Annotated in this window: 12 protein-coding genes; 5 read left to right on the top strand and 7 right to left on the bottom strand. The window is 72.1% G+C overall.

Features of this window, described 5'->3' with window-relative positions:
- The 6 genes from SZ60_RS13795 to SZ60_RS13770 form a co-directional block, all read right to left on the bottom strand.
- The coding region (locus tag SZ60_RS13795; protein ID WP_156155616.1) for a hypothetical protein at positions 1 to 738 on the bottom strand (738 nt) is incomplete at its 3' end.
- A gap of 58 nt (positions 739 to 796) precedes the next feature.
- Positions 797 to 1,852 carry a flagellar motor switch protein FliG gene (gene fliG / locus SZ60_RS13790; RefSeq protein WP_043596826.1) on the bottom strand — a complete coding sequence of 352 codons (1,056 nt, stop codon included), beginning with the start codon at positions 1,850 to 1,852 and terminating at the stop codon, positions 797 to 799.
- On the bottom strand, positions 1,849 to 3,540 hold the full coding sequence (gene fliF / locus SZ60_RS13785; RefSeq protein WP_043596824.1) for a flagellar basal-body MS-ring/collar protein FliF: 1,692 nt from the start codon (positions 3,538 to 3,540) through the stop codon (positions 1,849 to 1,851). The genes fliG and fliF overlap by 4 nt, the downstream gene beginning before the upstream one ends.
- Positions 3,540 to 3,896 carry a flagellar hook-basal body complex protein FliE gene (fliE, locus tag SZ60_RS13780; RefSeq protein ID WP_052505418.1) on the bottom strand — a complete coding sequence of 119 codons (357 nt, stop codon included), beginning with the start codon at positions 3,894 to 3,896 and terminating at the stop codon, positions 3,540 to 3,542. The genes fliF and fliE overlap by 1 nt, the downstream gene beginning before the upstream one ends.
- Positions 3,896 to 4,291, bottom strand: a complete 396-nt coding sequence (locus SZ60_RS13775) for a flagellar basal body rod protein FlgC (RefSeq protein ID WP_043596823.1) — start codon at positions 4,289 to 4,291, stop codon at positions 3,896 to 3,898. The genes fliE and SZ60_RS13775 overlap by 1 nt, the downstream gene beginning before the upstream one ends.
- A complete protein-coding gene (locus tag SZ60_RS13770) occupies positions 4,291 to 4,635 on the bottom strand; it encodes a flagellar basal body protein (protein ID WP_043596821.1) in 345 nt (114 codons plus the stop codon). The genes SZ60_RS13775 and SZ60_RS13770 overlap by 1 nt, the downstream gene beginning before the upstream one ends.
- Before the next feature lie 191 nt (positions 4,636 to 4,826).
- Between SZ60_RS13770 and SZ60_RS13765 the strand changes: the two genes are divergently transcribed.
- The 5 genes from SZ60_RS13765 to SZ60_RS13745 all read left to right on the top strand — a co-directional run bounded on the left by SZ60_RS13765 (position 4,827) and on the right by SZ60_RS13745 (position 8,973).
- Positions 4,827 to 5,102 carry a hypothetical protein gene (locus SZ60_RS13765; protein WP_043596819.1) on the top strand — a complete coding sequence of 92 codons (276 nt, stop codon included), beginning with the start codon at positions 4,827 to 4,829 and terminating at the stop codon, positions 5,100 to 5,102.
- Between the two features lie 93 nt (positions 5,103 to 5,195).
- Positions 5,196 to 5,570: a DUF6507 family protein gene (locus SZ60_RS13760; RefSeq protein ID WP_043596817.1), complete on the top strand. Its 375-nt coding sequence runs from the start codon at positions 5,196 to 5,198 to the stop codon at positions 5,568 to 5,570.
- Entirely contained in the window at positions 5,567 to 7,450 is a 1,884-nt protein-coding gene (locus tag SZ60_RS16655) for a hypothetical protein (protein WP_052505417.1), read from the top strand. The genes SZ60_RS13760 and SZ60_RS16655 overlap by 4 nt, the downstream gene beginning before the upstream one ends.
- A gap of 119 nt (positions 7,451 to 7,569) precedes the next feature.
- On the top strand, positions 7,570 to 7,998 hold the full coding sequence (locus SZ60_RS13750; RefSeq protein ID WP_156155615.1) for a hypothetical protein: 429 nt from the start codon (positions 7,570 to 7,572) through the stop codon (positions 7,996 to 7,998).
- Between the two features lie 9 nt (positions 7,999 to 8,007).
- The gene (locus SZ60_RS13745) at positions 8,008 to 8,973 is read left to right on the top strand and encodes a hypothetical protein (RefSeq protein WP_043596815.1); all 966 of its coding nucleotides are present in this window, start codon (positions 8,008 to 8,010) and stop codon (positions 8,971 to 8,973) included.
- A gap of 152 nt (positions 8,974 to 9,125) precedes the next feature.
- Here the strand turns inward: SZ60_RS13745 and SZ60_RS13740 are convergent, their stop codons facing one another.
- On the bottom strand, positions 9,126 to 9,827 hold the full coding sequence (locus SZ60_RS13740) for a response regulator (protein ID WP_043596813.1): 702 nt from the start codon (positions 9,825 to 9,827) through the stop codon (positions 9,126 to 9,128).
- Positions 9,828 to 9,918: the final 91 nt, after the last annotated feature.

The raw sequence follows: 9,918 nt of genomic DNA, 5'->3' as shown, positions 1-9,918 counted from the left end.
GTCGTCGCCGCGGGCCAGGCTCGCGTCGGCGACGAAGGCGAGGTCGGCGGCCACGGAGTCGCGGGTCGCGGCGTCGAGTTGCGCGAGGTCGGCGGGGTGCAGACGGACGGTCACGACGTCGCCGGGGTCGGTCACGGCCAGGGCACGGGCGACGGCCGCACGGGCCGTGCGACCGATGCGCGGGTCGGCGTCGGATGGGACGGTGGCCTCGGCCGGGGCGGTGGCGTCGGGCGTGGCGGTGGCATCGGCCCCGTGCGAGCCGTCGTCGACGGACTCGGAGGCGCGCAGTTCGTAGCCGAGGACCGCCTCGGCGAGCTCGAAGGCGGTCGCGACCAGCGCCTCCTCGGCGTCGTCCAGGACGGGCGCGACGCGGGCGTCGAGCGCGCGGGCCGACGCGGCGAGGGCCTCGACGGCCGAGACGGTCGCAGCCTGGAGGCGGTGCAGCAGGTCGGAGTGCTCGGCCTCGAGCACGGCCCGGCGGGCGGCGAGTTCGAGCTCGGCCGCGCGGAGGCCGGCGGCGTACCCGGCGGCGTGACCGCGGGCCTCGGCCCGGGCGTCGTGCGACCGTCGGGTGGCGGCGGCGTCGGACCCGGGCAGCGTGACGGACGGGTAGCTGACGCGCGCGAAGGCCGGGGCGGCGCCCTCGGGGGTCATCACGGAATCGAGCATCACGAGCCGTTCGGCGTTGGGGGTGACGGCCGATCCGTGGCCTGGGGTGGGTGAGCGATCCGTGCTCACCGGCGACTCTCGGCCTCGGCCGGGACGGCGTTAGCCCTTGCCCCGAAGGGGGGCCGGGCTACTCGACGAGGGCGTCGTCGTCGGAGCGGTGCATGGTGATCGCGCCCATCGCCTCGAGTTCGCGGATGGCGCGCACGACCGACGCCCGCGCCTCCTCGATCTGCGACTTGCGGACCGGCCCCATCGACTGCAGCTCGTCGTCCAGCAGCTCGCGGTTGCGCTCGGAGACGTTGCCGCGGATGACCTCGGTCACCGCGGTCGGTGCGCCCTTCATCGCCGTGGCGAGGATCGCCGCGTCGATGCCCCGCAGCACCTGCTGGATGTCGCGCGACTCGAGCTTGACGATGTCCTCGAAGGTGAGCATGCGCGAGCGGACCTCTTCGGCCAGCTCGGGGTCGCGTTCGTCGAGGCCCTCGAGCAGCGCCTTCTCGGTGGCCACGTCGCTGCGGTTGAGGATCTCGATCAGCGGCTGGATGCCCCCGACGACCTCGACCTGCTCGCGCGGGGCGACGACCGCACCGGCCCGCACCTTGAGGGTGGCGGCGACGATGCCCACGGACTCGGGGGTGGCCGTGCCCATCGTCGCGATGGCCTGGGCGACGTCGGCGCGCAACTCGACGTCGAGACCCGACATCACGGCGGAGGCCTGCTGCGGTCGCAGGTGGGCGAGCACCAGGGCGATGGTCTGCGGCAGTTCGCCGTCGAGCAGCGTCACCACCTGACCGGCCTCGGCCTCGTCGAGGAACTCGAACGACTTGCCGGCCATGTTCGACGCCATGCGCTCCATGACGCCGGCGGCACGTTCCGAGCCGAACGACGCCTCGAGCAGACCGACCGCGACGTCGTGCCCGCCACGGCGCTGGTAGCGGCCGCTGACGCTGAGGTCGTGGAACTCGGCCACGGTGGCCTCGGCGAGGGACGGGTCGACGCGACGCAGGCGCACGATCTCGGCCGCGATCTCCTCGGCCTCGACCTCGCTGAACTCCTTCATGACCGCGGCCGCACGGGCCTGGTCCATCTGCATCAGGATGACCGCGACCTTCTGGGGTCCGGTCAACGGCTTGCCGACGCCGGGGGCCGCCGGGGCACCGAAGGCGGTGGGGACGAGGCTCATGCGGGCTGCCGGTCGTCCATCAGGCCGCGCAGCAGCTCGGCGGTCTTGCCCGGGTCGCGCTCGGCCATCGCGTCGATCTCGGCCCGGCGGCGCTCGGCCGAGACGAACTCGGGCGACGGCGTCGGGGCGTCGACCTCGAGCAGCTCGGTCTTCGCCTCGCCCATGCCGGGCAGCGTCAGCCGCGAGGTGGCGACGGCGTCGTCGAGCGACAACGGCATCGTGGCGTCCCAGGTCTGGGCACCGTTCTGCGGGGCGAGCTCACCGAGGTCGACGTCCTCGCGGTCCTGGCGGCGGCTGCGACGGGCGAAGACGATCAGCCCCACGATGGCGGCGATCGCGACGGCCGCGACGATGCCGACCGTGCGGATGGTGCCCCACATGGCCTCGCTCGCACTCGCCGCGTCGGCGGCCTTGAGCGCCTCGGCGGCGGCGTCCGCGGCCGAGGTGTCGAAGTCGACCTGCGCGACCTGGACGGTGTCGCCACGGGCGGCGTCGATGCCGGCGGCGGCGCCGACGAGGTCCCGCACGCTCTGCATGTTGACCCCGTTGGCCGCGGCCGAGTTCAGCGCGACCGAGACGGTCTGGCGGCTGACCTCGCCGGCCGGCACGTTGAGGCTCTCGGTGACCTTGTCGACGGCGTTGTTCTTCGTGGTCGACTCGTTGGTGTAGCCGCCGTCGGCTCCGGTGCCCGCGGTGGTGGTCCCGTCGGCGGCGGTGCCGTTCGGCACGGCGATGTTGTCGGGGCCGAGCACGCCGGTCGCGCCGGTGCCGTTCGCACCGTCCGCCCCCGAGCCGTACTGCTCGGTGGTGCCCGACTCGTTGAGGGCGATCGGCCCCGACGTCGGCTGCGAGAACGACTCGGTCACCTTGGTGCCCGAGCTCTGGTCGAGGTCGGCGGCCACCACGACGGACGAGTTGCCGGGGCCGACCATCTTGTCGAGCATGGCCTGCACCGAGGCCTGGACCTTGGACTCGTAGTCGCTCGCGTCGCCGCCCGCGCCTCCGACCGCTCCGCTGCCGACGGCCGACAGCACCGTGCCCGAGGCGTCGGTGACGGCGACGTCGGTCGCCTTCATGCCGTCGACGGAGGCGCTGGTGAGGTTGACGATGGCCTGCACCTGCTTCGAGTCCAGCGTCGCGCCGGCCTGGGTCTCGACGAACACCGAGGCGGTCGGGTCGCGCTGCTCGGCGACGAACACCGACTCCTCGGGGATCGCGAGCTGGACGCTGGCGTTCTTGACGCCGTCCATCGCCTTGATCGTGTTGGCGAGCTCGCCCTCGATGGCGCGCTTGTAGGTGACGTTCTGCTGGAACTCGGACGAGGTGACGCCCATGGTGTCGAGCAGCGAGTAGCCGCCGCCCGAGCTCGCGGCGGGCAGGCCCGCGGCGGCGGCCTTGAGGCGCTCGTCGTAGACGACGTTCTCGGGCACGAGGATCGTGCCGCCGCCCGCGGTCAGCTCGTACGGCACGCCGTCGGTCTGCAGCAGTTCGACGATGGCACTCGCGTCGGTCGGGTCGATGCCGCTGAACAGCGGCGTGTAGGTGGGCTTGCCCAGCCAGCTGACGAGCGCGACGACGCCGAGCACGAGAGCGGCGACCAGGATGACGGCGATCGTGCGCTGCGCGACCGTGAAGCTCTGGAGGGCGGCACCGAGCTTGGCGAGCTGGCCCTTGACGGCGTTCGGCATCAGGCCTGCATCCTCATGATCTCGTTGAAGGCGTCGACGCCCTTGTTGCGGACGGCGCTAACCAGCTCGAGCGTGACCTGGGCACGCGTCGCGGCGATGGTCGCGTCGTGGATGTCGGTCAGGTCGCCCGTGACGGCCTTGACCGCGAGGGTCTTCGACTCGGACTGCAGCTGCTGCAGGCCCTCGACGGCACCGGTCATGGTCGCGCCGAAGGTCGCACCCGAGACCGAGGAGGCGCCGGTCGCGCCGGTCGTGCCCGTCACGTCGGACGCGCCGCCGGCCCCCATGAGCGAGCTCACGTCGGCGTAGCCGCTCTGTTGCACGGCCCCGAGGGCCTGGATTCCTGCGATGGGCATCAGCCACGTCCGATCTGGAGTGCGGCCTCGTAGGCCGTCTTGGCACGGTCGACCACGGCGGCGTTGGCCTGGTAGCCACGCTGCGCCATGATCAGGTCGCCCATCTGGGCGCCGAGGTCGATGTCGGGCATGCGCACGTATCCCTCGGCGTCGGCGAGCGGGTGGTCGGGGAGGTAGGTGACGCGGCCGGCTTCGCTGCCGTAGCGGTCGGCCTTGACGAAGACGCCCGAGGTGCCGGCACCCTCCTGCACCTCGACGTAGCGGGCCTGGAAGGCGGTGTCGTCCATCGACTTCACGGTGTTGACGTTGGCGATGTTGTCCGAGACGGCGTCGAGCCACTTGCGGTGCACGGTCAGGCCGGTGCTCGCGATGCCGATCGCGTCGAAGGCGGTCATCAGTTCGTCCGGAACGCGGCGCGCACGGCCGTCAGCTCGGAGTTCATGGCCTGCGTGGCGAACTGGTACCGCAGCACGGTGTCGACGTTCGACAGGGTCTCGGTGTCGAGGTTGACGTTGTTGCCGTCGAGGCGCGTGGGCTCGAGGCTGCGAGACGTGGACGCCTGGACCGCTCCGCTGCCGGACGCGACCGACCGGCCCAGCGCCTCCTCGAACTGCACCCGCTTGGCGGTGTAGTTCGGCGTGTTGACGTTCGCGATGTTCGCGGCGATCGTCTTCTGACGCAGCGAGAGACCGTCGAGGGCGCTCTGCAGCGCCGCTTGCGTCACGGATTCGAGTGGCATGCCTGTCCCGGTGGGGTCGATGGAGCGCAAGGGGCCGATCCGTGGCCGGGTGTGCGAGCGATCCGTGCTCACGGCGCTCTATCGGCGGGCCGCAGGGCGACGTAAGCGGTGCACAGGTGGCTGCCCCGTACTGGGGGCGGGCGCCCCCTGCTGCTAGCGTCGCGCCAAGGACCGGGGACGGAGGCGCGCGCATGGACGAGGACGGCCGACGGCTGTTGGGCCTCGGGGACGAGCACGCTCCCGACCCGGACGAGAAGATCGTCGTGGACGACGACGAGGCGGCCGCGGAGGCCGCCCTGGGCCGCCGGTCGGTCGGTGCCGCGGTCGGACTCGTGTTCCTCGCCCTCGTGGTCGCGGTGATCGCGGTCGGGGTCGTGCTGCCCCTGCTCCTGTGGCCGGTCGGCTTGTGGATCGGCCTCCAGCAGCAGCCCGCCGAGATCGCGTCGCTCTGGTGGTTCGTGGGCTGACGCCCCTCCGCCGGTGTCGTCGGCCGGGGCTCCGTGACAGGATGGACGAGCAGCGCTCGGGGCAGCGGGCGGACAACAGAGCATCCAGGGGGGATGACGATGACGTCGTGGAGCATCCAGATCGACGGGGTACGGGCGGTTCTCGCCTCGGTCGCGACCGACGGGGAAGCCCTGACCGCGGCGGGGGCGGCGTTCGACGCCGCCTCGGCGTCCGCCGTGGCCACCGTGGCCGCACCGACCGTCTCGGCGGCGCTGCGATCCGCCATGGACGAACGCGAGGACGTCGCCGACCGGATGGCCGCGACCGTCCGCCGCGCGGTCGGTGGGGCGAGCGATGCCACGACCGCCTACCTCGACGGTGACGAGGAGATGGCGGCGAACGCGACCGCCCGCGCCTCGGCGGTCGACGCGTGGAACCGGAGCGCGCCTCCTGCGGGCGTCGATCACGGCATCTGGAGGGTCCGATGAGCTACATCACGACGGCCGACGTCGAGCCGATGGCGGACGACCCCGCGGCCGTCGAGTCGGCGGCGACGTCCCTGCGGGCGACCGCCGAGCCGTTGCGGTCGGCGGGTGCCGACGTCGAGGCGCACTGGCAGGGTCTCGGCGGCGTCTACGAGGCACCCGAGCAGGGCGTGCTGTTCGGGGCGGTCGCCCCGGTGCGCGTCGCGGGAGACGACCTGGCGACGTCGATCGAGCAGATCGCCGACGCCCTCTCCGCCTACGCCGAGGCACTCGCACCGCTCAAGGTGCTGCGCGACCGGCTGTACACCGACGTCGGCGAGTTCGGCATCGAGGTCGCGACCTGGCACGGCGAGGACGGCAACGGGTCCGAGTCGTGGACGTCGAACCCCGAGTTCGTGGCCCGCGACCAGTCCCTGCGCCGGGCGGCGTCGGGCATCACGTCGGCGATCCTCGACGCCGAACGCGACTGCGCCGGCGCGATCGGGGCCGTGTCCGGAGGCACGGGCAGCGGGCTGACCGCGGTGGACGATGCCCAGGCGGCAGCGATCGCTCGCCCGGGCGCCTGGCAGACGGTGTTGACCACCTTCGACGCCGATGTCGACGCCGCGGCGATGACGACGCTCGAGAGGCTCGCGGCGATGGACCGCGACGAGCTCGACGCCTGGGTCGCCGACAACGAGGACCGCATGCACCAGCTCATCGACGAGCCGCCGTCGGCCGAGGCCACCGAGGCCTGGTGGAACGGCGTCGACCCCGCCACGCAGGCGCTGATGGTGTCGAGCGCCTACCTCCTCGTCGGCAACCTGGACGGGGTGCCGTGGAACCGCCGCGTCGAGGCGAACCACAACGGACTGCGGTCCGAGAGCGAGCGCCTGCGACGGCTCATCGACGGCGTCCCGGAGCACCCTTCCGACGAACGACGAGCCCAGGCAGACGCGTGGGCCGCTGAACTCCGTCTCTACGACGGACTCCTCGAGGAGCAGAGCACCGTCGTCGCACCGGACGGCACGACGACGAAGACGTCGGGGGCGCACGTGATCGTGTTCGACCCGTCTCGGGAGGCCATCGCCGTCTACGTCGGGGGGCTCGGCCCGGACGGCGGCATACCGGCCTCGACCCGGAACGTCGGCGTCTACGTCCCGGGAACGGGAAGTCTTCTCTCCAATGCCGAGGGCAGCATCGACAAAGCGACGACGATGGCGAACGCAGCGATGCCTCCGGGGTCACTCGGGATGTTGGCCTGGCAAGGCGGCCATTTCCCTCAGGGCGCAGAGGCCGCGAACTCCGGAGCCAGCGAAGACCTGGCCCCGCGACTCTCCCGACTCGTCAATGCGGTCGACCACCAGGAGTCCACGACGCTGACGGCCGTGGGATACAGCTACGGCGGGGCGGTCGTCGGCATGGCCGAGAAAGAGGGGATGGATGTCGACCGGGTGCTCCACGTGTCCAGCGCCGGTCTCGGACACGGCATCCGCGACCTCGATCAGTACCCCGAGACCGCCGATGTGCCCCATTACGCCATGCTCGCTCCGTTCGATCCGATCGTCGGTGGCTCCCAGGGGCTCGAACTGCCCGGAACCGGCATCGGCCACGGCGGCAGTCCGGTCGACACACCAGGAGTGACCCGGCTCGAGACGGGCTTCAACGATGCCTCCGCCGGACAGGCGAGCGGACCGATGCGAGGACACTTCAACTGGTGGTCGACCAAGTCGTCCGCCTTCCGGCAGGTCATGGGCGTCCTCACCGGTGGTGACGTCGAACCCTTCGTCGAGGACCCCGAGGGTGAGAGCCACAAGTGGGACGTCGGGGTCGACGACCTCCCGATCATGCAGGACGATTACCGACGCCGGACGATCGCTGTCGAGACGGGGCAGGGAGGATGAGGTCCCTCCACACTGCCGGCGCACTGACGGGCGTCGTCCTGCTCGCCTTCGTCACGGCCTGCACGTCGGGCTCGCCTGCGCCTGATGCCTCCCCTACCCGCTCGTCCCAGGAGGACACCGTGACCATCGACCAGACGCAGATCAAGGCCAACGAGATCGCTGACGCCGTCCAGGCGCTCATCCCCGGCGACCAGGTCACGTCGGTCGAGGTCGTCGACGACAGCGCGGGATCGTTGCTCGGTGGCGACGTCGATGCCGATTCGAGTGTCGTCGAGTGGCACGTACAACGCACCATCTCGCTGCGGGAGCCGGCGAACCAGTTGCAGCTCGCCGACCACGCGGTGGACGAGTTGGGCTCGTCGGGTTGGAAGGTCGTCTACGACGGTGAGACCACCGGCGCAGGAGGCCGGTGGGTGGAACTGACCCGGGACGCCGACGAGGGGTACCAGATCCGCCTGCAGGCCGGCGACGACGGCTCGACACCCGCCGTCCTGTCGCTCGCCGTGACGGGCCCGACCGTCGAGACCGATGGTGACGCAGCGACGTGACGTTCCTCCATGGGTGACCGCCGCGCGCTCTGCGTCGTCGTGTTGGGCCTCGCGCTCCTCACGGCATGCAGCACTGGCACGACCGGGCCTCACGATGCGGACGACGGACTGTCCATCGAAGAGACCGGCACGGTCGCCACGGAACTGATCGACGGCCTCCAGGCCCAGGTCGACCCGACGCTCGTGGCGAGCGTCGAGGCCCAGGAGGACGGCGCGGCGGCGATCGGCGGATCGGCGGACGACGCCGACGGCAGCATCCAGGAGTGGCGGGTGCTGCGGTACGTGAACCTCGTGCCGGACGCACCCCAGCTCGACGTCGCCGAGTCCGTGATCGATGCCCGCGTCGCGGACGGCTGGACGGTGGGTCTCGACCGTGAGACGTCGAACGCGGGAGGCCGCTGGGTCACGTTGACCTCGAGCGAGGACCGCTACGACGGCTTCGAGCTGACCGTGCAGGCCGGGGACAACGGCGCGTCGACCGGGCAGAACTATGTCCTCCTCGGCGTGGTCGGACCGACGGTCGACGAGACGCCCACTGTCAGGTCGGCCACCTCCATCGAAGAAACCGGCCGACGTGCCGACGACCTCGTCGACCGGGTGGTCGCGCTCGTCGACCCGGCCGTCGTCGAGAGCGTCGAGGTGTTCGAGGACGGCGACGCCGGCGTCGCCGGCACACCGGACGACCCGGACAGCAGCATCCGACAGTGGACCGTCGCGCAGTCCGTCGTGCTCGTTCCGGGTGCCTCACGAGACGCGACGACGGCAGCGCTGGTCGACGCCCTCGTCGCCGACGGCTTCACCGTCTTCGAGGACGACACCACCCCGAGCGGCTCACGGCGGATCGTGACCGGACCCGGTGAGGGTGCGGACGAGTCCTACACCGTGACCCTCCGGGGAGGGCCCGACAGCTCCGACAACCGCCTGATCGACGTGCAGGTGAACGGGCCGGTCGTCGAGACCGCACCGGCGGACTGAGCCGGCCCGCGCCTCCTCGGTGGCCCGCCCCGACGAGCGGGGGGGGTGCATCGCACCATCGGCTGAACGTCGCACCGCCGATCTGGGCGGTGCGACGTTCAGTCGGCGGTGCGATGCGGCGGCAGGGCGGCGGCGCGGAGGCGCGGCCCGGGTCAGGGGCGCGAGTAGCGGTGCTCGGGGCGGCCGGTGGTGCCGTAGCTGAGCTTCATCGTGACGAGACCATCAGCGGCGAGCGCCGCGAGGTACCGCTGCGCCGTGGCCCGCGAGACCCCGACCCGGGCGGCGACGTCGGCCGCCGACAGTTCGAGCGGCCCGACCCCGGCCCCGGCCTCCGCGGCGCCCGCGTCCGCCTCGGCGGCGAACTGCTCGAGCACCGCCTGCTCGGTCGCCGACCGCGACGGCGAGGCCGCCTTCGCCGCGTCGCCGGAATGGAGGATGCGCAGGGCCCGTTCGAGCGCCTCCTGGTCGACGGCCGTCCGTTCGTCGAGCACGTTGCGGTACCGCTGGTAGGCGTGCAACCGGTCGATCAGCGTGCCCGACGCGAACGGTTTGATCAGGTAGCCCAGCGCCCCGCGCCGCAGGGCCCGCCGCACGGTCGCGGCGTCCGACGCGGCGCTGAGCACGAACGCGTCGACGTCGACCTCGCGCAGCAGGTCGAGCCCGCTGCCGTCGGGCAGGTGGACGTCGAGCAGCAGCAGGTCGACGTGCTGCTCGGCGAGGACGCGGCGCACCTCGGCGATCGTGCCGACGGCGGGCAGCGCCCGCAGGCCGGGCAGCTGCTCGACCTGACGGCGGTGCAGGTCGGCGACGTAGAAGTCGTCGTCGACCACGAGCACGGTGAGTTCGGTGGTCACGGGGTGGTCCTCTCGGGGGTGCCGGGGGTGCTGCTGCCGTCGGGGGTGCCGGGGGTGCTGCTGCCGTCGGGCATGGCGGGGGTGCTGTCCG

The organism is Frigoribacterium sp. MEB024 (genome assembly GCF_000878135.1).
GTDB lineage: Bacteria > Actinomycetota > Actinomycetes > Actinomycetales > Microbacteriaceae > Frigoribacterium.
Note: the sequence above shows the minus strand (reverse complement) of the source record. Positions and strands in the feature narration are given on the sequence as shown.

Excerpts from the sequence above, each read along its gene's own strand:
- SZ60_RS13745 (WP_043596815.1), top strand. The coding sequence starts at position 8,008 with ATGGGTGACCGCCGCGCGCTCTGCGTCGTCGTGTTGGGCCTCGCGCTC.
- SZ60_RS13760 (WP_043596817.1), top strand. The coding sequence starts at position 5,196 with ATGACGATGACGTCGTGGAGCATCCAGATCGACGGGGTACGGGCGGTT.
- SZ60_RS13775 (WP_043596823.1), bottom strand. The coding sequence starts at position 4,291 with ATGACCGCCTTCGACGCGATCGGCATCGCGAGCACCGGCCTGACCGTG.
- SZ60_RS13770 (WP_043596821.1), bottom strand. The coding sequence starts at position 4,635 with ATGCCACTCGAATCCGTGACGCAAGCGGCGCTGCAGAGCGCCCTCGAC.
- SZ60_RS16655 (WP_052505417.1), top strand. The coding sequence starts at position 5,567 with ATGAGCTACATCACGACGGCCGACGTCGAGCCGATGGCGGACGACCCC.
- fliF (WP_043596824.1), bottom strand. The coding sequence starts at position 3,540 with ATGCCGAACGCCGTCAAGGGCCAGCTCGCCAAGCTCGGTGCCGCCCTC.
- fliG (WP_043596826.1), bottom strand. The coding sequence starts at position 1,852 with ATGAGCCTCGTCCCCACCGCCTTCGGTGCCCCGGCGGCCCCCGGCGTC.
- fliE (WP_052505418.1), bottom strand. The coding sequence starts at position 3,896 with ATGCCCATCGCAGGAATCCAGGCCCTCGGGGCCGTGCAACAGAGCGGC.
- SZ60_RS13765 (WP_043596819.1), top strand. The coding sequence starts at position 4,827 with ATGGACGAGGACGGCCGACGGCTGTTGGGCCTCGGGGACGAGCACGCT.